This window comes from Ruegeria sp. YKSF57, assembly GCF_059612585.1.
In genome coordinates this window covers 34,427-57,992 of sequence record NZ_JBXWQW010000009.1, presented here as the reverse complement: position 1 = coordinate 57,992, position 23,566 = coordinate 34,427, and the positions used below count along the sequence as shown (strand labels likewise).

23 protein-coding genes and 1 tRNA gene are annotated in these 23,566 nt (G+C 57.8%); 5 read left to right on the top strand and 19 right to left on the bottom strand.

Translation table 11 applies throughout. From position 1 onward, the window contains the following. Positions 1 to 130 precede the first annotated feature (130 nt). Positions 131 to 2,161, top strand: coding sequence for a phenylacetic acid degradation bifunctional protein PaaZ (gene paaZ, locus AC2FLX_RS05660; protein ID WP_496810249.1), 2,031 nt, complete (start codon positions 131 to 133; stop codon positions 2,159 to 2,161). A 98-nt stretch (positions 2,162 to 2,259) separates the two neighbouring features. Beyond that, positions 2,260 to 3,063, top strand: coding sequence for a PaaX family transcriptional regulator C-terminal domain-containing protein (locus AC2FLX_RS05655; protein WP_480747990.1), 804 nt, complete (start codon positions 2,260 to 2,262; stop codon positions 3,061 to 3,063). Positions 3,064 to 3,151: 88 nt separating this feature from the next. Here AC2FLX_RS05655 and AC2FLX_RS05650 read toward each other — a convergent pair. Next, positions 3,152 to 3,228: transfer RNA gene (locus AC2FLX_RS05650), tRNA-Met, on the bottom strand. A gap of 210 nt (positions 3,229 to 3,438) precedes the next feature. Between AC2FLX_RS05650 and AC2FLX_RS05645 the strand changes: the two genes are divergently transcribed. Then, entirely contained in the window at positions 3,439 to 5,847 is a 2,409-nt protein-coding gene (locus AC2FLX_RS05645) for a ligase-associated DNA damage response DEXH box helicase (protein ID WP_496745867.1), read from the top strand. Between the two features lie 53 nt (positions 5,848 to 5,900). Next, positions 5,901 to 6,563, top strand: coding sequence for a ligase-associated DNA damage response endonuclease PdeM (pdeM, locus tag AC2FLX_RS05640; protein ID WP_496810250.1), 663 nt, complete (start codon positions 5,901 to 5,903; stop codon positions 6,561 to 6,563). Here pdeM and AC2FLX_RS05635 read toward each other — a convergent pair. The 17 genes from AC2FLX_RS05635 to ruvC form a co-directional block, all read right to left on the bottom strand. After that, positions 6,560 to 7,324 (bottom strand): LytTR family DNA-binding domain-containing protein, encoded by a 765-nt coding sequence (locus AC2FLX_RS05635; protein ID WP_480747993.1) that lies wholly within the window; start codon positions 7,322 to 7,324, stop codon positions 6,560 to 6,562. The two genes, pdeM and AC2FLX_RS05635, sit on opposite strands and share 4 nt — an antisense overlap. Positions 7,325 to 7,519: 195 nt before the next feature. Beyond that, the gene (folD, locus tag AC2FLX_RS05630) at positions 7,520 to 8,410 is read right to left on the bottom strand and encodes a bifunctional methylenetetrahydrofolate dehydrogenase/methenyltetrahydrofolate cyclohydrolase FolD (RefSeq protein WP_480747994.1); all 891 of its coding nucleotides are present in this window, start codon (positions 8,408 to 8,410) and stop codon (positions 7,520 to 7,522) included. A 55-nt stretch (positions 8,411 to 8,465) separates the two neighbouring features. Continuing rightward, positions 8,466 to 8,771 carry a chorismate mutase gene (locus AC2FLX_RS05625; RefSeq protein ID WP_480747995.1) on the bottom strand — a complete coding sequence of 102 codons (306 nt, stop codon included), beginning with the start codon at positions 8,769 to 8,771 and terminating at the stop codon, positions 8,466 to 8,468. A gap of 55 nt (positions 8,772 to 8,826) precedes the next feature. Then, positions 8,827 to 10,503, bottom strand: a complete 1,677-nt coding sequence (locus AC2FLX_RS05620) for a formate--tetrahydrofolate ligase (protein WP_480747996.1) — start codon at positions 10,501 to 10,503, stop codon at positions 8,827 to 8,829. A gap of 339 nt (positions 10,504 to 10,842) precedes the next feature. Continuing rightward, positions 10,843 to 12,759: an ATP-dependent zinc metalloprotease FtsH gene (gene ftsH / locus AC2FLX_RS05615; protein WP_480747997.1), complete on the bottom strand. Its 1,917-nt coding sequence runs from the start codon at positions 12,757 to 12,759 to the stop codon at positions 10,843 to 10,845. Positions 12,760 to 12,835: 76 nt separating this feature from the next. Further along, positions 12,836 to 14,089, bottom strand: a complete 1,254-nt coding sequence (tilS, locus tag AC2FLX_RS05610; protein WP_496810251.1) for a tRNA lysidine(34) synthetase TilS — start codon at positions 14,087 to 14,089, stop codon at positions 12,836 to 12,838. After that, entirely contained in the window at positions 14,086 to 14,907 is an 822-nt protein-coding gene (gene ybgF / locus AC2FLX_RS05605; protein ID WP_496810252.1) for a tol-pal system protein YbgF, read from the bottom strand. Before ybgF ends, tilS begins: the two co-directional genes overlap by 4 nt. Positions 14,908 to 14,912: 5 nt before the next feature. Beyond that, complete coding sequence (gene pal, locus AC2FLX_RS05600; RefSeq protein ID WP_496810253.1) at positions 14,913 to 15,422, bottom strand: peptidoglycan-associated lipoprotein Pal; 510 nt, start codon at positions 15,420 to 15,422, stop codon at positions 14,913 to 14,915. A gap of 89 nt (positions 15,423 to 15,511) precedes the next feature. Further along, positions 15,512 to 16,831, bottom strand: coding sequence for a Tol-Pal system beta propeller repeat protein TolB (gene tolB, locus AC2FLX_RS05595; RefSeq protein ID WP_496810254.1), 1,320 nt, complete (start codon positions 16,829 to 16,831; stop codon positions 15,512 to 15,514). After that, positions 16,828 to 17,964: a cell envelope integrity protein TolA gene (gene tolA, locus AC2FLX_RS05590; protein ID WP_480748002.1), complete on the bottom strand. Its 1,137-nt coding sequence runs from the start codon at positions 17,962 to 17,964 to the stop codon at positions 16,828 to 16,830. Before tolA ends, tolB begins: the two co-directional genes overlap by 4 nt. 15 nt (positions 17,965 to 17,979) lie before the next feature. Beyond that, positions 17,980 to 18,447 carry a protein TolR gene (gene tolR / locus AC2FLX_RS05585; RefSeq protein WP_496810255.1) on the bottom strand — a complete coding sequence of 156 codons (468 nt, stop codon included), beginning with the start codon at positions 18,445 to 18,447 and terminating at the stop codon, positions 17,980 to 17,982. A 3-nt stretch (positions 18,448 to 18,450) separates the two neighbouring features. Next, entirely contained in the window at positions 18,451 to 19,146 is a 696-nt protein-coding gene (gene tolQ, locus AC2FLX_RS05580) for a protein TolQ (protein ID WP_480748004.1), read from the bottom strand. 109 nt (positions 19,147 to 19,255) lie between these two features. Then, complete coding sequence (gene ybgC, locus AC2FLX_RS05575) at positions 19,256 to 19,639, bottom strand: tol-pal system-associated acyl-CoA thioesterase (RefSeq protein WP_480748005.1); 384 nt, start codon at positions 19,637 to 19,639, stop codon at positions 19,256 to 19,258. Beyond that, positions 19,636 to 20,259, bottom strand: a complete 624-nt coding sequence (locus tag AC2FLX_RS05570) for a hypothetical protein (protein WP_496810256.1) — start codon at positions 20,257 to 20,259, stop codon at positions 19,636 to 19,638. Before AC2FLX_RS05570 ends, ybgC begins: the two co-directional genes overlap by 4 nt. Positions 20,260 to 20,323: 64 nt before the next feature. Next, on the bottom strand, positions 20,324 to 21,343 hold the full coding sequence (ruvB, locus tag AC2FLX_RS05565) for a Holliday junction branch migration DNA helicase RuvB (RefSeq protein ID WP_480748007.1): 1,020 nt from the start codon (positions 21,341 to 21,343) through the stop codon (positions 20,324 to 20,326). 7 nt (positions 21,344 to 21,350) lie between these two features. Continuing rightward, on the bottom strand, positions 21,351 to 22,034 hold the full coding sequence (gene ruvA, locus AC2FLX_RS05560) for a Holliday junction branch migration protein RuvA (RefSeq protein ID WP_480748008.1): 684 nt from the start codon (positions 22,032 to 22,034) through the stop codon (positions 21,351 to 21,353). Further along, on the bottom strand, positions 22,031 to 22,528 hold the full coding sequence (ruvC, locus tag AC2FLX_RS05555; RefSeq protein WP_496810257.1) for a crossover junction endodeoxyribonuclease RuvC: 498 nt from the start codon (positions 22,526 to 22,528) through the stop codon (positions 22,031 to 22,033). Before ruvC ends, ruvA begins: the two co-directional genes overlap by 4 nt. 333 nt (positions 22,529 to 22,861) lie before the next feature. Between ruvC and AC2FLX_RS05550 the strand changes: the two genes are divergently transcribed. Further along, positions 22,862 to 23,074 carry a DUF1127 domain-containing protein gene (locus AC2FLX_RS05550; protein WP_496810258.1) on the top strand — a complete coding sequence of 71 codons (213 nt, stop codon included), beginning with the start codon at positions 22,862 to 22,864 and terminating at the stop codon, positions 23,072 to 23,074. 101 nt (positions 23,075 to 23,175) lie between these two features. Here the strand turns inward: AC2FLX_RS05550 and AC2FLX_RS05545 are convergent, their stop codons facing one another. Beyond that, the gene (locus AC2FLX_RS05545; protein ID WP_480748011.1) at positions 23,176 to 23,520 is read right to left on the bottom strand and encodes a hypothetical protein; all 345 of its coding nucleotides are present in this window, start codon (positions 23,518 to 23,520) and stop codon (positions 23,176 to 23,178) included. Positions 23,521 to 23,566: the final 46 nt, after the last annotated feature.

The window sequence follows — 23,566 nt, the reverse complement described above, 5'->3', positions numbered from 1 at the left end:
TCCGTTGGCCGGAGCTTTCGCCTACGCCATTCGAGTATGGTACAAACAACAATTTATTGACCGATCGTTCGGTTAATTATATAGTAATCAATACGCCGCCGTAGCCGCGTGACAGGAACAGGAGAGTCCCATGAGCTTGCAACAGATTTCCAGTTTTGCCGCCGGAGATTGGGTGGCTCCCGGTGCGGGCGCACGCATCATCGCTTCGGCCATCACTGGTGAACCAATCGCAACTGCAGGAAACTCGGCCCTGGATGTGCAGGCAATGCTGGACTACGCCCGCAGCAAGGGTGGCCCGGCCCTACGAAAGATGACGTTCCACGAGCGCGCCAAGATGCTCAAGGCACTTGCGCAGGCTCTGAACGCGCGAAAGCAGGAGCTGTATGAGTTGAGCTTCAACACTGGCGCGACCCAGTCCGACCATCTGATCGATATCGACGGCGGAATCGGCACGATGTTCGTTTTCGCCTCCAAGGGCCGCCGTGAGATGCCTGATGGGCACGTCTATCTTGACGGCGACGTGGAACAGCTTTCTCGCAACGGCACCTTTCTCGGCCAGCACGTCTGTACCCCGCTACAAGGTGTTGCCATTCACATCAACGCCTTCAACTTCCCGGTCTGGGGGATGCTGGAAAAGCTGGCCCCCACCATGTTGGCGGGCGTTCCGGCCATCGTAAAGCCCGCCACAAACAGCTGCTATGTCACCGAACTGGCGGTTCGGATCATGCTTGACAGTGGCATTCTGCCAGCAGGCGCGTTGCAACTGGTTTCCGGCGGTCTGGGTGACACGCTGGATCGTTTGGACTGTCAGGATGTGATCAGTTTCACCGGCTCGGCCAACACCGCACTGAAACTGCGGCAGAACCCCGTTATTCTTGAAAGCTCCGTGAGGTTCGTGGCCGAGCAGGACAGCCTCAACGCTTCGATTTTGGGGCCGGACGCCGAACCCGGCACAACCGAGTTCGACCTGTTCGTCAAGGAAGTCGCGCGCGAGATGACCACCAAGGCGGGGCAAAAGTGCACTGCCATCCGCCGCATCATCGCACCGCAAGCGCGAGTTGAAGCCGTGATCGACTCTCTTTCCGCACGACTGTCGAAAACCGTGATCGGAGATCCCCGGCTGGAAGGCACACGGATGGGTGCGTTGGTATCGAACGGGCAAAAAGCGGATGTTCTGGCCAAGGCTGCGATCATTGGTCAAGAAGCCGAGCGCGTATTTGGCGACCCCGACGCATTCGAGGTGGTAGGGGCAGATGCGGCCAGGGGCGCGTTTGTGCCGCCGATGCTGTACCATTGCGCCGATCCTGACAACGCCGCCCGGGTGCATGACACCGAAGCCTTTGGCCCTGTCTCGACGATCATGGGGTATCGTGATCTGGATCATGCGGTCGCCCTCGCAAATCGCGGTCAGGGTTCGCTGGTAACGTCTGTCATCACCCACGACCCGCAGGTTGCCCGAGACATCGTGCTAGGCGCGGGAGCCTATCATGGACGGATCTACATAAACAATCGGGACTCGATGAAGGAAGCGACCGGCCACGGCTCTCCCCTGCCTCACATGGTTCATGGCGGTCCCGGCCGCGCCGGCGGCGGTGAGGAAATGGGTGGTGTGCGCGGTGTGAAACATTATATGCAGCGCACCGCGGTGCAGGGTTCGCCCGAAATGCTGGCCACCATTGGGGAGAGATGGGTACCCGGAGCAGCGGAAATCAAGGGGCCTGCCCACCCCTTCACCCGAAAGTTCGGGGAACTGGCCTTGGGCGAAACTCTGCACACTCCATCGCGCACCATCACGATGGACGACATCGAACATTTCGCGCAATTCACCGGTGATACATTCTATGCCCACATGGACGAGGAAGCCGCTGGTCGGAACCCCTTCTTTCCCGGCCGCGTGGCACATGGCTATCTGCTGCTATCCTTTGCTGCCGGCCTGTTCGTGGAACCGAACGAAGGGCCGGTTCTGGCCAATACCGGGCTTGACGGTCTGCGCTTCATGAAACCCGTCAGCGCTGGCGACAGCATAAAGGTACGCTTAACTGTCAAGAAAAAGACCCGCCGCACTGACGATTATGGCGAAATACGCTGGCATGTCACCCTGACCAATCAGGATGACGAGTTGGTGGCGGAATACGAGTTGCTTACGATGAACGCGTATTGATCGGCGGGCCTGACCCGCTTGCCCGCGAATCTGACCCGCGTTGTTTGGCGACAAATAATCGGATTTTCTTATCGGTCGCACAGGTTTAATCTGTCTTCATGACGAATGGGAATACCTGGTTCGAAGATGCTGCAGCCGAATTGGCGGACCCTCAGAACCAGAGGGTCTGGTCCATTATCGTGTCCCTTTTCGGCGATTTGGCGCAGGAGCGCGACGCACGGATCTCTGGCGGCGCACTAAGCCGGATCATCGAACCGATGGGTATCAAGCCCGAAGCTATACGCGTCGCATTGCATCGACTTCGAAAGGACGGCTGGATTGAAAGCGTCCGCTCAGGGCGCGAATCCAAACACTTTCTCAGCGAATTTGGCAGAACCCAATCGGCGCAGGTCACACCGCGCATTTACGCCCGCGACCTTCAGATTCCAGACCGATGGCACCTGTTGATCGCCGAAGATGGGCCTGGCGTCCACACGCTGGATGACCTGATGATGGCGAGTGACTATACCGCCTTAGGTCGAACTGTTGCGCTTGGCGCCGGCCCTGCTCCAAGGAATTGCGAAGACCTGGCCGTTTTTGAGGTTTCGGCGCACGCCGCACCGGTCTGGCTACAAAACCGCCTCTGTCCTCCGGACCTGCGAGAGGCGTGCAACAGCCTACAACACTCCATTCGGACTGTGCTTGAGGCTCGCCCTGCGAACTGGCGACCCACGCCGTTACAGGCCGCAACCCTGCGAACTCTGATCGTGCATCGATGGCGCCGCGTGGTCCTTAGACACCCGGAACTGCCCGCTGTCTTCTTCCCGCCGGATTGGTCTGGAACCACGTGCCGAAGAGACGTGTTTCGTTTTCTGGACACTTTGCCACGCCCGTCACTCGATCAGATCAATGCGTCAGTCTGATCCGGCCTTGAGATTGCATGACAAGGCATGGGTCGGCGGCTCTGCGCGAGCAAAGCCATCTGAAAGCGTACAATGTTTTCAGGGTATTTGGTAGCGGAGGAGGGACTTGAACCCCCGACACGCGGATTATGATTCCGCTGCTCTAACCAACTGAGCTACTCCGCCACAAGTGAGAGGGCATTTAAGGGAGGGGCCAAGAAGGGTCAAGAGGGAAATGTAGTGTCCCGAGAATGTTTCCAACAATTCGAAAACACGCGAAAGGGATTGGTGCAGATCGCACAAACGCCGCAGTCACTGTGCTCTTGCGCACCACTGGCTAGCGAGAATTTGAGACTGTTGTTTCAGTCGGTTGGCCGTGCGGGATAGTCTGATCTTATGGTAATGATTCCCGCTCCTATCTTGAACTGGTTCAGGTCGAAAGGTTGGGCGATCCATCCGCATCAGATCGCACTCTTCGAGAAAGCCGCGAAACCTGGAGCATTGCTCGTCGCGCCCACTGGCGGAGGCAAGACCATGGCCGGCTTTCTGCCGACTCTCGCGGAACTAGCCGATGGGTCACATTATGGGCTGCACACGCTTTATGTCTCGCCACTCAAGGCTTTGGCTGCGGACATAAAACGGAACTTGCGCGCGCCAGTGGACGAAATCGGCCTGCCGATCCGTGTCGAAGACCGAACCGGCGACACTTCGGCGACGCAGAAGAAACGTCAGCGCGCCGATCCGCCGCATGTCCTGCTGACGACCCCTGAAAGCTTGGCTCTGCTGACGTCATATGAGGACGCACCAAGAGTTTTTGCTGGTTTGGAACGGGTGATCGTCGATGAAATCCATGCCTTGGCAGAAAGCAAGCGCGGGGACCAATTGATGCTGGCGCTGGCCAGGCTTCAATCCATGCGCCCAAACCTGCGCCGTGTGGGCCTGTCAGCCACGGTCGAGGATCCGCAATCGATCGCGTCCTATCTTGCCCACCACCCCGATCCTTGCGAAATCGTTCTGGCCGACCCGGGGCCGGACCCGGATATTTCGATGCTTGAAATCGGTCAGGCACCGCCGTGGTCCGGCGGAGGAGCGGCTTATGCGATCCCTGCCGTTCTGGAACAGGTCAGGAAACACAAGACCACGCTGATCTTTCACAATACGAGAGCGCAGGCCGAAATCTTCTTTCACAATCTGTGGTTGGCGAACGATGACCGGCTACCGATTGGTATACACCACGGCAGCCTTGACCGGCAACAACGTGAACGGGTCGAAGCCGCGATGGTGCGGGGAGAGTTGCGTGCCATCGTCTGCACTGGCTCATTGGATCTGGGGATCGATTGGGGCGACGTGGATCTGGTGATCCAGATCGGCGCTCCCAAGAACGTCAAGCGGCTGGTCCAACGGATCGGACGGGCGAACCATCGCTACAATGCACCCTCCAAGGCGTTGCTGGTGCCCGCAAACCGCTTTGAAGTGGTGGAATGCGTTGCCGCTTTGGAGGCGGTGCGAGCGCGCGATCTGGATGGCGAGCCACGCGGCCGTGGTCCTCGCGATGTCTTGTGCCAGCATATTCTGATCGCAGCCGCATCGGGCCCCTTTGATTCCGAGGCGCTTTATACCGAGATGTCGGCAGCTGGGCCATTTTCCGACTTGAGTAGAACAGAGTTCGATGCCTGTCTCGATTTCTGCGCGACAGGCGGCTACGCCTTACAGGCTTACGACCGTTGGCAGCGATTGCAGGAGCAACCAAACGGTATGTGGCAGCTGCGCGACCCTCGCGCAGCACAGCGGATACGCATGAACATCGGAACGATTCAGGACGCCGACATGCTCAAGGTCCGCCTGAAACGAAACAGAGGCGGAAAACCGTTGGGAGAAGTGGAGGAAGGCTTTGCCGCCTCACTGACACCCGGTGACACATTTCTGATCGGCGGCCAGATCGTGCGGTACGAGGGGTTGCGTGAAATGGTCGTCGAAGTCAGCCGGCAGGCTAGTCGAAAGCCAAAGATCGCAGTGTTTTCCGGAAGCAAATTCTCGACATCCACCCAACTGTGTTCGCGCATTCTTGACATCTTTGCGCAGCCCGACTGGCCACAACTCCCCGCGCACACGGCCGAATGGCTGGCACTGCAACGCGAGGTTTCGCAGTTACCCCGGCAAGGTCGACTGCTGATAGAAAGCTTTCCCAGCGAAGGGCGCGAACATATCTGCGTTTTTGGTTTTGCCGGTCGAAACGGACAACAAACCTTGGGCTTGCTGTTGACGAAGCAGATGGAGGAACAGGGATTGGCGCCACTTGGCTTTGTCGCTAACGACTATGCAACTCTGATCTGGGGATTGGATAAAGTTTCCGATCCTCGATCTTTGCTTGAAGTAGAGGTGCTGCGTAACGGCTTGGAACGATGGTTCTCCGGCAATCAGTTGATGAAACGCACATTTCGAACCAGCGCAACAATTGCAGGGCTGATCGAGCGCAACATAGCGGGGCAACGCAAGACCGGTCGGCAGGCCACATTCTCATCAGATATCCTTTATGACACTTTGGTCAAATATGACCCCGAACATTTGCTGTTGCAGATCACACGTGAGGAGGCCATGCGCGGACTGGTCGATTTCGCGCGGATCGAAGAGATGCTGGAACGCGTCGACGGCAGGATTGATCTCATCCGCCTGAACCACATTTCTCCACTGGCGGCTCCATTGTTTCTGGAAGTCGGGAAAGTGGCAATTAGGGGCGAGGCCGAAGAGCGGCTGCTGGCCGAGGAAAGTCAAATGCTTCTGCGGCACGCGGGCCTCGCCCCTTGAGGGCAATCGATTTCGGGTTGAAAACTCACTTCAGTCAGGCATAGCAACGTACCATGAACGGGTTTGAGTTTTCATTTTTCGGGCAAAAACTGGTGGCCCTTGGGTCCGGTGCTCTATGGTGGCCGGAACAGAAATTACTCTGTGTCTCAGACCTTCATTTCGGAAAATCTGAACGCGCTGCTCGCCGCTACGGGGCTTTTTTGCCGCCTTACGAAACACGGGATACGGTCGACAGGCTTGCCGCCGATATTGCGCTGTCTCGCGCGTCCACTGTTGTCTGCCTTGGAGACAGTTTCGACGACCTCGATGCAGCCGAAAAAATGCCGGTAGCCGAAAGGGCGCAGATTGCGGCATTGCAAGCCGGCCGCCGTTGGATCTGGATCGAAGGAAACCACGATCCTGGACCCGTCGACATGGGCGGTGCGCATCTGTCCGATTGGGCATGCGGGCCACTGACCTTCCGACACATCGCGGCTTCTGGCAGTAAGGCTGAGATTTCCGGTCATTTTCATCCCAAAGTCACCCTTCGTGTCCGTGGACGAAGCGTGTCAAGGCCTGCTTTCCTTGTGGATGCGGTGCGCCTGATCCTGCCCGCATATGGCACCTATACTGGAGGGCTGCGCAGCGACACCAGCGCTTTGACCTCGCTTTTTGCCCTGGACGCAATCGCAATTCTCACTGGCCCTCAACCCAGACCAGTGCCAATGCCCCGCTAAAGGATTCCTGCTGCTTCCAGATTTGGGCGGTATTTTCGGCCGACCGGCACCAGATCTCCGTTCGTCAAGCGCAATACAATCTTGCCATTCCGTCGTTCCGAACTCTGGATAGCAGCAGAGGTGACCCAATGAGATCGGTGGGCACAATACCCCGGAACCGGATCCATCTCATCGATGGCATCACCGAACCGGATTCTAATGGTGTGCGTTCCCTCACTCGTGACAACCTCGACACAATGGTCTGTGGCCGTCAGCCGAAGAATGTCGCCGCCAAACGCCTCTGGCAAACGCCGATACAATCTGGGCTTAGCAGGTTCAGGGGTTTCGTCAGGCATAGTCTGAGCTTCCACAAGCCCGCGCCGCACCACCACCAGGCCGATCGCGAACAAAGCCCCGAATTTCGTCACTGTTGTAAACATGGGATCAGTGCCATCGGCATATGAAAAAACCAAACTAGCCGAAATCCAAAGCCACGGCGTAAATAAAACCATGAACATCAAGACAACAGCGACATCTTTGATTGCCCGCCCGGACAAAACGCGCGCATTCTCGACGTATCGGATTGAAATGCGTGCAATCATGAGCGAAGCCGCCACCAATGCAAACCAAAAAGCGAGCCTGCGGGAGATCGATAAATCGACGCCACCCAAATTCTCAAAGGAAAAGGCCAAGACCAGAACAAGGGCAATTGCGGGAACGACCACGCCATACAGGCCGTGCCGTAGTTTCCGATATGCACTCCGAAGCATCTTCTCGTTCACCCAAATTCAACGATTTCAACCTGCTGGGGGATATGCAGGTTCCATAACCGTAGATCATTCAGATGTGAATAATTTAATATCCAATCCTGAGAAAACGAATACCGCCGCCGACAGGGCGTCAGCGGCGGTTCTCGAGATTTCATTCGAATCTGTGGTGCGGCGAGCAAACTCTCTAGGCGGCCCGGCCGGTCAGAATTACGCGGTTAGGCCTTCTGGTTCGGGGAGTTTGTTTGCGCGGCAGCAGGCGGTGAGGGTGTTTGCGAGCAGGCAAGCGATGGTCATGGGGCCGACGCCGCCGGGGACCGGGGTGATGGCGCCCGCGACTTGTGATGCGCTTTCATAATGTACGTCGCCGACCAGCTTGGTCTTGCCATCCCGCTCGATGCGGTTGATGCCCACGTCGATCACGGTGGCGCCTTCCTTGATCCAGTCGCCGGGCACCATCTCGGGGCGGCCAACGGCGGCTACAACGATATCGGCGCGGCGCACCACATCCGGCAGGTCCTTGGTGCGCGAATGCGCGATGGTCACGGTGCAGCTGTCACCCAGCAGCAGCTGCGCCATCGGCTTGCCCACGATGTTCGAGCGACCGATGACAACCGCATCCATACCCGACAGAGATCCGTGGTGATCGCGCAGCATCATCAGGCAGCCCAGCGGTGTGCAGGGAACCATCGACTTCTGGCCGGTGCCTAGCAGACCCACGTTCGAGATGTGGAACCCGTCCACATCCTTGGCCGGGTCGATTGAATTGATCACCAGATCTTCGTTCAGGTGCTTGGGCAGCGGCAGTTGCACCAGAATGCCATGAACGGCCGGATCATTGTTCAGCTTGTCGATCAGCGCCAGCAGGTCCGCCTCGGAGGTATCCACATCCAGCTTGTGCTCATAGCTGTTCATTCCGACCTCGACGGTCATCTTGCCCTTGGAGCGGACATAGACCTGGCTGGCCGGGTCTTCACCCACCAGCACCACGGCCAGGCCGGGGGTGATACCGTGTTCTGCCTTCAGTTTTGCAACCTGACCGGCCACCTGTTCGCGTACCGTGGCGGCAAAGGCTTTTCCGTCGATTACTTGCGCGACCATTTTCGATCCCTTCCATCAGCTTCGGCCCGGGGCGCAACTCGGCGCAGGCCGCTTTTCAGTCAGCGCCGATCACCTGCTCTTCACGGGCGATCGACCAATCAATCAATATGCGCCAAAGACGCTCGGCCAGATCCGGATCCATTCCAGAAACGGCAGCGGTAGCGCGGACGTTATGAACCACCTCTTCGACGCGGGCCGGAATGCGGGCGGGCATGGCCTCAGTCGGCTTCAGTTCGGTCGCACGGTCGATATAGCGCGTGCGAGCCACCAGCATTCCGATCAAGTCCCGGTCAATCCGGTCGATCTGAACCCGCAACTCGCGCATCGTTGTGCAATCCTGCGGCGGTGTCAAAGGGGGCATTGGAATCTCCTGTGGCCCGGGATGTCCCGGGCCACGGATTGGCGTATTTCGACGCTTAGAACAAGCCCTCGATCTGACCTGCGTCATTGAGACGGATCGTCTCGGCCGCCGGCTTGCGCGGCAGGCCTGGCATGGTCATGATCTCACCGCAGACAACCACGATGAACCCAGCACCGGCGCTCAACCGCACTTCGCGAACCGGAACCGAATGGCCCGTGGGCGCGCCGCGCAGGTTAGGATCGGTCGAGAATGAATACTGGGTTTTCGCCATACAGACCGGCAGATTGCCATAGCCAGCCTCTTCCCAATCCTTTAACTGGTTGCGGATCGACTTGTCAGCCAGAACCTCGTCAGCGCGATAGATGCGCTTGGCGATGGTTTCGATCTTTTCGAACAGTGGCATGTTGTCGGGATAGATAGGCGCAAAGTTGGCCATATCGGCGTCGGCAATTTCCGCCACCCGGCGGGCCAACGCCTCGGATCCTTCGGAACCCAGTTCCCAGTGACGCGACACAATCGCCTCGGATCCATGCTCGGCCACATAAGCCTTGACCGCCTCAACCTCGGCATCGGTGTCGGTGACGAAGTGGTTGATGGCAACCACAACCGGGACGCCAAATGATTTGACGTTCTCGATGTGACGGCCGAGGTTCGCACAGCCTTTCTTGACCGCATCGACGTTTTCCGCGCCCAGGTCGGCCTTGGCCACGCCGCCGTTCATCTTCATCGCACGCACGGTGGCAACAACCACAACCGCAGACGGAGCGATACCCGCCTTGCGGCATTTGATGTTCATGAACTTCTCGGCACCCAGATCGGCCCCGAAGCCTGCCTCGGTCACGACATAGTCGGCCACTTTCAGTGCGGTCTTGGTGGCGATGACCGAGTTGCAGCCATGCGCGATGTTGGCAAACGGGCCACCATGCACGAAGGCGGGGTTGTTTTCCAGCGTTTGCACCAGGTTCGGCTGCATCGCGTCCTTCAGCAGAACGGTCATCGCGCCTTCGGCCTTGATATCGCGGCAATAAACCGGCGTCTTGTCGCGGCGATAGGCCACGATGATGTCACCCAGGCGCTTTTCCAGATCCTGCAGATCGTTTGCCAGGCACAGGATCGCCATGACCTCGGAGGCCACGGTGATGTCATAACCCGCTTCCCGCGGGAAGCCGTTCGACACGCCGCCCAGCGAACAAGTGATCTGACGCAAAGCACGGTCGTTCATGTCGACAACGCGGCGCCAAACAACGCGGCGCATGTCAATGGCCTGCTCGTTGCCCCAGTAGATGTGGTTGTCAATCATTGCAGACAGCAGCGAATGCGCCGAGGTGATGGCATGGAAGTCGCCGGTGAAATGCAGGTTCATCTCCTCCATCGGAACAACCTGCGCATATCCGCCGCCAGCAGCGCCGCCCTTCATGCCAAAGTTCGGACCCAAGGACGCTTCGCGGATACAGATCATCGCGTTCTTGCCGATGCGGTTCAGACCATCGCCAAGACCAACGGTCGTGGTGGTCTTGCCCTCGCCCGCCGGCGTCGGGTTGATCGCAGTCACAAGGATCAGCTTGCCGTTTTCGCGGCCCTGAACCGAGTTGATGAAGTCCTGACTCACCTTCGCCTTGTCGTGGCCATAAGGCAGAAGGTCATCGCTGGATATCCCCAGCTTCGCACCGATCTCTTGAATCGGCTTCTTGTTCGCCTCGCGGGCAATTTCGATATCGGATTTATAAGCCATTGGGCGTGATCCCTGATTGAAGTCCGTGCAAAACCGACGCCAAGCGTCGGCGCTGGACAACCCATACCGTTGTGTACAATTGCGCAAGATATGGATTCCGACATAATCACGCTATGAAGCGGCGTATGCTAAAATCTGAGGTTTCAAATCGGAAACGTGATCAGTTTCTGATCGTTCAGTTTTCTTCGAACGGTGTGAGTTGCAGCTCCATTCCGATCGGGACAGTAGAGTAGTTGGTTTCCCATAAATCAGGCAAAACCAAAATTCGCTTCCAAACGGTTCGTGGGGTCAAGGACGGTAGAAAAAAACCCGGGATTATCCCCGGGTCTCTCTCATTGATCAAGTTGTAGGTTCCGGCTCCATTCCGCCCTCTGGCGGAGTCTTTTTGGGCTTGGTCTTGGGGATGGCCGTGACGCTGGGCGCGTTCCCCTTATCCGAATCATCGCTTTCATCGTCGCCCTCGTGCGGGGAATCACCATTCATGACCCGCTTGATCTCGTCACCGGTCAGCGTTTCATATTCCAGCAGACCTTGCGCCAGTCTCTCCCAATCCTCTTTCCGTTCACTGAGGATCTCATGAGCCTTTTCATAGCCTTCTTGGATAAAGCGCTTCACCTCTTCCTCGATCAGCTCCTTGGTATGAGCCGACACCGAGAATCCGGCTGTGTTGCCTTGGTATCCCTCATGTGCCTCTGCATAGTCGATATTGCCGACCTTGTCGGACATACCCCAACGCATTACCATGGCGCGCGCCAACTGACTGGCCTGCATGATGTCGCCAGCCGGGCCGTTCGAAACGTGATCCTCGCCGTATTTGATGACTTCGGCGGCTTTGCCCGCCATCGTCATGGCCAGCTTTTGCTTGCATTCGTCCCGGTGATAATTCAGCCGATCCATTTCAGGCAGGGATACGACCATGCCCAATGCGCCCCCACGTGGTATGATCGTCGCTTTGTAAACGGGATCGCACAACGGCAGAGACAGACCGACAACAGCGTGACCGGCTTCGTGATAGGCGGTCTTTTCCTTTTGATCTTGAGTGAGCACCATCGAGCGGCGCTCGGCCCCCATCATCACCTTGTCCTTGGCGTTTTCAAAATCTTCCATGGTGACAAAGCGGCGACCCACGCGCGCGGCCATCAGTGCAGCCTCGTTCACGAGGTTGGCCAGATCCGCACCCGAGAAGCCTGGCGTACCGCGCGCGATGATGCGCAAGTCGACATCGGGGCCCAGCGGCGTCTTGCGTGCGTGCACACCAAGAATCTTTTCACGGCCCTTGATGTCGGGATTGCCAACCGTGACCTGACGGTCGAACCGGCCTGGACGCAACAGCGCAGGGTCCAGAACGTCCTTGCGGTTGGTGGCTGCCAGAATGATCACACCTTCGTTGGCCTCAAACCCGTCCATTTCGACCAGCAACTGGTTGAGCGTTTGTTCCCGCTCGTCATTGCCGCCGCCATACCCGGCGCCACGATGGCGGCCCACAGCGTCAATCTCATCGATAAACACGATACAGGGCGCATTCTTTTTCGCCTGCTCGAACATGTCGCGCACGCGGGACGCACCCACACCAACGAACATTTCGACAAAATCCGAACCCGAGATGGTGAAGAACGGCACGCCCGCCTCACCCGCAATGGCACGGGCCAGCAGCGTCTTACCGGTACCCGGAGGGCCAACCAGCAGCGCGCCCTTGGGGATCTTACCGCCAAGGCGGCTGAACTTCTGCGGGTTTCGCAGGAATTCGACAATCTCTTCCAGCTCTTCCTTGGCCTCGTCGATACCGGCAACATCGTCAAAGGTCACGCGACCATGCTTTTCGGTCAGCATCTTGGCCTTGGATTTGCCAAAGCCCATCGCGCCACCTTTGCCGCCGCCTTGCATCCGGTTCATGAAATAGACCCAGACACCGATCAGCAACAGGAAGGGCAGAAGCGTGATCAGGAATGACTGGAAACCGGATTGCTGCTGTTTTTCCGCACGAACCGGAATGTCCTTGCCGATCAAAAGTTGGGTCACCTCGGCATCACCCGGTTTGATGGTCACATAGTCGCGCCCGTCATTGGTCCGGTATCGGATTTGTTCGCCATCCAGCGTCACGCGGCTTACGTCACCGGCGTCCACGGCAGAGACAAATTCGGAATAGGTCTTTTCATGGCTCTGGAGCGTTCCGCCCGACCCGCTGAACAGGTTGAACAGTGCCAGAATCAGCAGAAAAAGGACGACCCAAAAGGCGATATTACGAGCGTTGCCCAAGGAAATACTCCCAAATCGTTCGGCATTGAAGGAGGTTGCCAGCTAGACCACTAAAATAGAGATGATTGCCGCAGGTTCAATGCGATAAAAGCGATGCATAAAACTCTTCGCCGTTTGCAAGCAATTTCGCCTCCCAGCCGTTGGCAAATCCGGCAAGCGGGGCCGACCGCAATTCCTCACCGCGCCACACGGATGGCGTCGCAAGCATGGTGGAATACGGGCGACCAACAGCCCTCCAGTCAGGAACCTGCTTCAGTCCTTTGGCACCCAAAGCACGCACTTCAATTCCAACTTCCAGCGGACCAGTGATGTGCCAGCGCCGATCCCAAACCGCATCAATTGAACAAACGCAATCACGGACTGCGTTGTATTCACGACAGAAACGCATGTTTCCGCCGTCCGGTAGAAATAGGCAACCGCCCAGAACAGCGGTTTTTTCTTCTGCCATGGCCGTCATAATCTGCCGCACCGAAGCTCGGCGTGGAGGATAATCTCCTCCACCGATCCATCGAACGATCGCGACAATCAATCGCCGCGCAATTTCATCGGGCAACGCTGCAAATCCTTGCCGGTCGACCAGAATATCCCCGTCTGAAATTGTTGTGAGCTTTTCGGCTTCCTTGCGCAAATAATGGTCCAAGGCGTCGCGCGCCTGCGCCATGTTTTGAGCAACTTCGGCCAATACCAGGGGCGTGATCCCCAGTGTTTCAAACTCTGGAAGCGATTTTCGCACCTTGATCCGGTCGAATTGAACGTCCCGATTCGAAGGGTCCTCGACCCATGCCAGATCCTTGCTGCACAGATACTGGCGCAAACGGTTCCGTGTGATCCCTAGCATAGGACGCAAAAACAGAACTCCGCCCTGCTCGCGGATGCGTGACATGGCTGCCAATCCCGAAACGCCCGATGCGCGCCCCAGCCGCATCAGAACCGTTTCCGCCTGATCGTCCGCAGTGTGCCCCAAGGCAATCGCCGTCACCTCATTGCGTTTGGCCCAATCGACTAACAGCCGGTAACGGGCCCGGCGCGCCTGGTCCTGCAAATTCCCGGTTCCATCCCAACCTGTCCAGTGCAGGGTGTCATGGGCAAGCCCCATAGTCTTGGCCAAGGCTGCCACGCCAGCGGCCTCGGCGGCTGAACCCTTGCGCAGGCCGTGATCCACAGTGACGGCAAGCAATTCGGTATTCTCGGCTTTTAGTGCCTCGCTCAACAGGTTCAGTAGCGCAACCGAGTCTCCGCCACCGGACACCGCGACGCCCAGGCGCGTCGGCAAATCGAGTGGCAGCGCGGCCCGGATTTCTTTAGAAAATGTATGGCTGCTCTGCGTCAAGAACAGCCCAGCGCCGCCATCTCCTGGCTGGCGTCCGCCACCGAGATCGATGTCGGAAACCGCACGTTGACTTCACCCAGCGTGATGCAAGCCTGTTCGGTTTGTCCCAAGCGCCCCAGCGCCGCGCCGAGTTCAAATAGCGCCTCTGGCGCGAAAGGCCCTTCAGAATCGCCGGTGAAACTGGCCAGATAGGCGCGTGCAGCTTCCCGAGTGTCACCGAGACCTTCCAAAGCCTGACCGCGGCGCAGGTGCGCTTCGGACGACAGGGGGCTACCCGGATAATTAAGGTCGAAGTCTGTAAGGAGATCGGCCGCCTTCTGAAAATCGCCTTCGGCCAAAGCCTGAGTAGCGGCATCAAATTCGGACCGTTCACCAATTGCCAGTTGCTCACCCACAGAGGTTGGCGGTGCAGGTGCAATGACGGGTGCTGTCTCTCCGCCCGTATCACCGCCCAGCGTGGTCGTCTCACCCAAAGCTCCCAGATCGCCACCTTCCAGTTCGACCAGCCGGAACTCCAAGTCACCTATGCGGTTCGTACCATCGATAACTACGCGGTCAATTCGAGCGTTCAGCTGTTCGGTCTGCTTCGTAATCCGCTGCAACTCAGCCTCGATTGCATCCACGCGCTCCAACACCGAACTGCCCGCCAGATTGGGCGAGGGTGACCCGGTGGTGGAAAACTCGCGCTTGAGCCGCTGGATTTCCACATGGAGAACCGTAAGTTCCTGCCGAATATCCGCAAGTGTCTGCTGATCCTGCCCTCGGGCGACGCCCGCCGTGGAAACAACTGCTGCCAGAACCAAAGCCGCGATGCGCATCGAAATTATCCTGTAGTTGCGCCGGTCAGGACCGTAACAGCCCGGCGGTTCTTGGAATAGCACGCCTCGTCGCTGCAAATCTCAATCGGTCGCTCCTTGCCATAGCTGATAGTTGTCAGGCGGTTGCCCGCAACACCACGCGAGACCAGAAACTCGCGTGCCGCATTGGCACGGCGTGCACCAAGAGCAAGGTTGTATTCACGTGTGCCCTGTTCGTCCGCATGACCTTCGATGATCGCGGTATAGTCAGGGTTGCTCATCAGCCATTCCGCCTGTGCTTGCAGCGTCGCCTGTGCCTCGGGCGACAGAGTCGATTGATCGACCGCAAACAGTACACGATCACCAACGGCTTGCTGGAAATATGCTGGAGAGTGCGGATCACTGACCGATCCCGGCGCCAATACACCACCGGCCCCGCCTGCCCCACCGTTGCCCCATGTTGAAGGGTCGTTGTTGCTGCACGCCGCAAGCAGCGCCACCGCGCCTAGAGCGGCAAATTTGCTCAATACGTTCATTTCCAGTCGCCTCTTGGTTTGTTTGTTGTTTGTCTTTGTTTACCACACTGCCCGCCCCTTGTGAACGAGATCGCGCAGTCGTTATGCCGCTATTTCTGCAAGGGTGACCACGTTGGATCGCTGCCACCATCCGGCGTGCGAACCGCCTTCAGGTTGCGCCCCGAAATATCCACTGAATAAAGCGTTGACCGCCCATCTGCACCCTGCGTTTCCCGCGTGAACATGATTACTCGCCCATTCGGCGCCCATGTTGGCCCTTCATCAAGAAAAGAGGCCGTCAATAGGCGTTCTTCCTTGCCGTCGGTTCGCATTACCCCAATGTGAAAACGGCCTTCATTCTGCTTGGTAAAGGCAATCAGGTCACCGCGCGGGGACCATACCGGTGTTCCATAGCGCCCTGGGCCGAAACTGATCCGCGTGGCATCGCCGCCAGCCGCTGACATAATATACAGTTGCGGCGAACCCGAGCGGTCGCTTTCGAATACGATCCGGCTGCCATCCGGAGAATAACTGGGCGCGGTTTCAATCGATGGAGCGCTGGTGAGCCGGGCACTGTTACCCGAGGCAACGTCCATCTTCCAAAGATCAGTATTTCCGCCTTGGGACAGAGAATACAGAACTGTGCCGCCATCGGGAGAGAACCTTGGGGCAAAGCTCATTGTCCCTTCTTGAGTTGGCAGCACCCTTCGCTGCACACTGCCAATATCCAGCACATAGATGCGCGGTGCGCCGCTTTCATAACTTGTGTATAACAACCGATCTCCAGACGATGAAAATCGCGGGGCCAGAACAATCGCGGCGCTATCGGTCAGGTACTGAACATTGGCGCCATCATAGTCCATGATTGCCAAGCGCTTGCGGCGCTGGTCTTTGGGGCCGCTTTCCGAAACAAAGGCAACGCGGCTGTCAAAATAGGCCCCTTCACCGGTGATACGGCTGTAGACCTGATCGGCGACCTTGTGTGCCATACGCCGCCAGCCGTCCGAGGTGCCGGTGAATTGCAGACCGTCGCCGAGTTCTGCACCGGAAAACACATCCCAGACCCGGAACCGGACGGTCAGACGATTCCCCGAGACATTGACCGCACCGGTTACCAGCGCCTGTGCGTTGATCGCCTTCCAATCCGCGAACTGGACAGGGGCCTCGAAACTGCTCACCCGGCTGATAAAAGCGTCCGCTGAAATTTCGCGAAACAGTCCTGTTCCACTGAGATCTGCAGCCACGACCCGTGCAATCTGCGACGCATACTCCACCGCCGCCGCGTTGTCGGGCACAAAATCTGGAAGCGCGTAAGGCAATGGTTCGATCACACCTTCCGTGATCTCGATCCGCAACGGCTGGTTCTGTGCAAGTGCGGGCATGGCGAGCACCGCCGCACCCAGTAGGAGGCTCGTCAGGAATTTCATCATTTGATCCGCATCCTCTCGGGGTTGAATGTAATCTCGATACTCTGCCACTGGCCATATTTATCGGCAGGCAGGTTGTAACCTTTTGCACCGCATCGAATGATCGCGCGACGCGCCGCCTCGAAAGCCTGCTGCGCGGCTCCGGTCGATCCGCCGGAACTTTCAAGTAGGCGAATGCTGTTGGCGACAGGTTTACCATCCTGTTGCATTGCCACTGATACAATCACTGTTGTTTTCAGCGCTTCTGTCGACAGGGACCCGACGTTCCAGCAATTCGAAACCGCGATGCGCAGAGCATCCTTCTCTCCGCCGGTCAGCGGCGGGCCGCTCGGTGCAGGCGCACCGTCCTGTCCGCTTGCCAAAGCTTCCTTCAATGCATCCTCGACCGCAGAGTCACTGCTCGCAGTTGAATCCGTATTCGTCGACGAGGACTCTGGTTTGGCTTCGGGCTTTTGCTCCGCTTCAGCGACCTGCTCGGGCTTGGGCGCTTGCGGGCGCCTCGACGCCGGGCGCGGAGACCGGTCAGGGGCAAGCTCCTTGCTTTGCTCCGCTTCGGTCACGATTTGATCCGTCGCCTCCTCCTGGGCGGTTTGCTCCTGCTGCTCTTGCTGTTCTTCCGCACCTTCATCCTGCGCAACAGGCGGGGTTTCCACATCGTCAGGCGTCACGTCCGGCAGTGGCGGCGCAACTGGCTGTGGAGCGACCTTGTCGGCCGGGCGCGGCTTTGGCTTTTTCCCCGGCGGGACTGGTAGGGCGACAACCTCTGGCTCGGGCTGCTGCAAAGTTGGAAGCTCCTCAGATACTTCGGGATCAGGTGTCGGCAGAACCGGCTCAGGCGCTGTTTCTGCCTGGGGCTCCGGCGGCGTTTCTGGTTCAGGGCGGGGCAGTTCGCCTTCGACCTGCTCCGGAGCGGAAGGTTTGTCATCTGGCACGTCGGGCTGTTGAAGGGCCGCAAGTGAATCCGACACTTCAGGTGCCTCTTGTGGAGCGGTCAAGGCCGCGAACTCCTCAGCCGAGATCACGGAAACATCCTGAACTTCGAATGGCAATGGCTCGGAACGGAAGGTGCCGCCGAACAAGGCCCATCCGATCAGAATCACATGAGCGACGCCAGAGATCTTGGTACCGGTTTGCAAACCGCGCCCTCACTCTCAACCGTCATCCAGCGTCGGCCCGCCGGTATCCGTCACAAGGCCGACATTCGAAAAACCACCCGCATTCAACGCCCCCATGACTTCCATCACCTGCGCATAAGGAATGGCACCATCCGCGCGCAAGAATACCTTGTCGCTCGACCGCTCTGCCGCAATAGCGCGCAGTTTTCCAATCAATTCCTCGCGGACGACAGCCGTCGTCTGAATCTGCACACTACCATCTGCGGTCATTGTTACAGTCAGCGGCTCTTCGGTGTCGCTTGGCAGTGCCGTTGCTGCCGTTTTCGGCAAATCTACCGGCACGCCGACCGTCAACAGCGGCGCCGCCACCATAAAAATTATAAGCAACACGAGCATCACATCCACAAAGGGTGTGACGTTAATCTCGGACATCGGCCGTACACTTCCGCGTCGGCGACCACGCCGACGCCCGGTGCCACTTTTTTGCTGGACGGCAGCTCCCATGGCTCAGGTGTCCAACTGACGTGACAGGATGGTTGCGAACTCGTCGGCAAAGGCCTCGTAGCCAGAAACGATCCGGTCGCTGTCGGCGCTCAGTTTGTTATAGAAGATCACCGCCGGAATGGCCGCCAGCAGGCCAAAACCTGTAGCCATCAGCGCTTCGGCAATCCCAGGCGCGACCACGGCCAGGTTAGTATTCTGCTGTTCGGCAATCTCGATAAAGGCGTTCATGATGCCCCAGACAGTTCCGAACAGGCCGATAAACGGAGCAGTCGAACCGACAGTGGCAAGAATTGGCAACCCCTTTTGCAGTGTTTCTGACTCCTTGGCGATCGCAACATCCATCGATCGGTCGATGCGCGCCTGTGCGCCCGCTATCATCCCGCCATCATTGCGATGAGAGCGGCGCCATTCGATCATCCCTGCGGCAAATATCTTTTCTGAACTGCCGTCCGGTTGCGGTCCTGTCTGATCAAAAAGCTCGTCGAGCGGATTGCCTGACCAGAAGGCTTCGTCGAAGTCCTCGGCTTCCGCCCGAGCTTTTCGGTAGTTGATCAGTTTCTGTATGATGATGGCCCACGACCAGAAGGACGCGAAGATCAGCATCAACATCACCAGTTTCACGACAAAAGTTGCGCGGGCAAACAGCCCCCACATGGAGAAATCGATCTCCTGCGCCAGCGCCAGCGTCTCAGCTTCCATGAACCTGCTCTTTTTCTGCCTGAAGGGCCATTGGTTCGGCCTTGTTTTGGCGAACGCTAGCGTAGATCGGAATGAAATGCCAACAATACCACCTCTGTAGCAAAAAATGTTACAGCAATGCGCGAATCTCTGCCGGTAGGCGTACGGGCTTTCCAGCCGTATTCATGCAGACCGCTGTAACCATGGCCCGGAACACCTCTGTTTCGCCGCGCTTGACCGATTGGGACATGGTCAAGCGGACACCGGACAACGAAATCATTTCGGTCTCGACAACCAGTTCATCCTCAAATTTCGCCGTGGAAATATAGTCAGCCTCGATCCGACGCACGACCCAGACAATGCCCGCATCCCGCATGGCATTCTGGTCATTGCCCAACTGACGCACCCAGTCCGAGCGGGCCCGTTCAATGAACCGCAGATAGTTGGCGTGATAGACAATGCCCCCCATGTCGGTATCTTCATAGTAAACCCGGACAGGAAAGACATGCGTCATAGCGTTTGCTCTAGGCGGGCAAACAATCTCAGCGCATGGGAGCTGTCCCGCGCCGCCCCCGGCAAGACCGGATCATAAGCGGCCCGGATCAACGCGGCAACGTCGGGCCTCAGGATCGTTGCGTCACCCGCGATGGCCAGAGGGGACTGCGCACGAAAGGCTGTGTCGGACCACAACAGAATCGTCTGCACCACTTGGTTCAAAGCAAGTGTTTCGGCAGGGATGTCGGACAATTTCTTGTCCATACGCAAAAATACAAATGCAGCCTTGATTGCACCGTCTTCTTCGAACCTAAACACCCGGTATTGGTTGGCCTCTGCCGTAACCAGCCGGTCGATTAGCAGTTTCAAATCGGGGATCAGCCGATCAAGATCCGGCACTTCAAGCAACTCTTCCCACTCGCGGAAGAAGAACACCATGCAATTGGCACCCAATTCCGGATCCGTCTCGGCCATTTTGTGACCAGCCAACGCCACGACAGCCTCGAACGCACCCTTTACGACCGACAGGGTCTGGGCCTCGATCCCAAAAACGATCGGAACGATCGGGCGTCCCCAACGGGCAAACAGAAATTCACCGCTTTCGCGCGTGAACAGGTTTTCGACGTCTTCTGGTGTCACAAGTACAACTTCTTATTTTCGGAATTACTCCCGCCGGAGGCATAATACATTGTGGCACAATGCTTCAACCAAAGAGGTCGCTTTGCCGCTTTGGCATCGGCATCCCCAGATGCGCCCAGGCCTTTTGAGCCAACATCCGCCCGCGCGGGGTTCGTTGGATCAGCCCTTGCTGCAAAAGGAATGGCTCGATCACTTCTTCCAACGAATCGCGGCTTTCCGAAAGCGCCGCTGATAGGGTTTCAATACCCACCGGGCCGCCGGAATAATTCTCGGCTATCAGCTTGAGATACCTTCGATCCGCTCCGTCCAGACCCAGATTATCCACACCAAGCCGGGTCAACGCCCCATCCGCCAGGTCGCGAGTGATCCGCCCGTCGCCTTCGACAACGGCAAAATCCACAACGCGACGCAGCAGGCGACCAGCAATCCTGGGCGTTCCGCGCGACCGCCGAGCAATCTCGCGCGCGCCGTCATGATCCGCAGGTGCGCCCAGTTTTCTGGCATTCCGTGTGACGATTTCGTGCAACTCGTCCACCGTGTAAAACTGCAGCCGCGTGGGGATTCCGAACCGGTCGCGCAGGGGGGTCGTCAACAAACCCATCCGCGTTGTCGCCCCGACCAGTGTAAACGGCTGCAACTCGATCCGCACAGTGCGCGCAGCTGGACCTTCACCGATCACTAGATCGAGTTCAAAGTCCTCCATCGCGGGATAAAGCACCTCTTCGACCGTCGGGTTGAGGCGATGAATTTCGTCAATGAACAGTACGTCGCGCTGTTCCAGATTGGTGAGGATTGCCGCCAGATCCCCCGCCTTGGCTAGAACCGGCCCCGAGGTCATGCGGAAATTCACCCCCAATTCGCGCGCAACGATCTGCGCTAGTGTCGTCTTTCCCAGCCCTGGGGGGCCGTGAAACAGGGTGTGGTCCATAGCCTCACCCCGCTGGCGAGCGGACTGAATGAACACGCGCAGATTGGCGCGCGCCTCGGCCTGACCGATGAATTCATCCAATCCCTGCGGGCGAAGGGCGCGGTCATTGTCCTCGGGCAAAGGCTCTGGGCGAAGAGTTGGATCAGCATCGACCATCAATCAGTCACCCTTTCGGAGCCAGAAGTTTCAGCGCAGCGCGGATCAGTTCCGCCTCCCCTGCATCCGAATTGTTCGCTGCAGCCTCAGCGACGGCGGCGGCGGCTTCTGACGGTCCATACCCGAGATTGGATAAGGCAGACAATGCCCCAGCGGTCGCTGCCGCGGCACCAACGGGCTGCTTTGGCAGTTTTTTCCCTGCCGGTGCAGGCTCGGCAATAGTCGGCTCGACTACTTCAGCAAAGGGCCCGTCCATCGCATCAACAACGGTCCCGCCCATAGCCATTACACCTGGGGCCTTGTCTTTCAGGTCCAAGACGATCCTTTGCGCCGTCTTCGGACCGACACCCTTGGCCGCCTTGACCGATGCCCAATCTCCAAGTGCGATTGCCCGGCTGACGCCATCCGGCCCCAAGGCTCCGAGAATGGCGAGCGAGACCTTGGCGCCGACGCCTTGAACCGAACACAACAAACGATGCCATTCCTTTTCGACCAAGGACATGAAACCATAAAGCTGCATCAGGTCTTCCCGCACCACCATATCGGTATAAAGAGCGACCGCTTCACCCGCTCCGGGCAGCGCCGCCATGGTCCGGTCGGAGCAGTAGACAATGTATCCGACACCGCGCACGTCGATCAAAATGTGATCCGCAGCCCGATAACCCAGCCGCCCCGTCAATTTTCCAATCATCCCCGCACCTTTTTCAACCGCACCGGTTGCGTCTTGCCGTAATAGGCGTGACAAATCGCAATAGCCAGCGCATCCGCTGCATCCGCACCTTTGGGCTGGCATCCGGGCAGTTGCAGTTTGACCATGTGCAAGACCTGTTCCTTTTCAGCATGCCCGACGCCCACGACGGTCTTTTTCACCCGGTTCGGCGCATATTCCCCGACCGGCAACCCCGCTTGGGCCAAGGTGAGCAATGCCACACCTCGCGCCTGACCCAACTTCAGCGTTCCGGCCCCATCCTTGTTCACGAAAGTCTGTTCGATGGCGGCCTGATCGGGTGCATGGGCCGCAATCACCTCGACGATCTGATTATGAAGCGACAACAGCCTTTCACCCAGATCATTACCGTCGGAATGACACAGCCCATTCGCTACGTGGCTAAGACGACTGCCATGTGATTCGATGACGCCCCATCCCAGGGTACGCAGCCCCGGATCAATCCCCAGAATTCGCATATTCCGCCTCGGCCCGCTCGGCTTTTTGATGCCTTTTTACCCCACTAGCACGAAACAAGAACATTCTCCAAGAAGTTTGCGTTCACGCACAAAAACGACATTGATGCCACACTCACGACTTCGGTGCTCAAATTCGACTTTTTGCGGTCTGGTTTCGACACACTGAAAGGGCGAAATTCACCAATGTTTCAAGGCTGTTTCACAGCATCAGACCATTGCAGAAACTGCATAGGACACATGCATTTTTCGCGCTTGTGGATACACTCTTACCTCACTAGATGCCCGGCAGATCGAAACAACGTACGATTCATTCTAGATAGAAGGAAACAGGATATGGCTGCACTGGACACCACCCGCACCACCACTGGCTCGTTCGGCCTCGTTGGCCGTATCTGCGAGCTTTTCGCAATGGTCATCAACACCTTTGTCGAATGGAATGACGCCCGCGTCACCCGTGACGCACTTTCCGGGCTGTCGGATCGTGAATTGGAAGATATCGGCATGTGCCGTGGCGACATTGATCTTGTTGCCAATGGTAAGCGCTAAGCCTGCCGCTCACATCCCGCCCCATTCTTCTCCCTCGGGGGCAAAACGAAAACGCCGCGTATTCTCCCAGACGCGGCGTTTTTCATTACTGGTCGCTGAATTTAGCGCAAAATCGACCCCAATTGAGTTGCAATCAATTCGGTGATGGGCTCGACCTGCATCACCCACGCACCAGCCTTCTCCACCGAAGTACCTTCGCTCAGACGCTCGACCCGGTCGCTGTATGATGCGTGCCCCAAGGCGGCCAAAAGAAAAGCCTTGAACACGAAAAAAGCGACCCCGAACATCACCAGCACTCGAAGCGGCAGCGCCGAGCGGACTCTGTGCGGTTTCATTACAATCAAACCATCCGAGCGCATTCTCGCAAAATAGCCGCGCGACATGGCTTGGTGCTTTTTATTCAAGCGCCTTACTCGTTGATCGAACTCCATTGGTTTATCAACCATTGCAGCCTCCGGGACTTCGCCCTCCTGTCCTCTAAGAGGTCAGGCT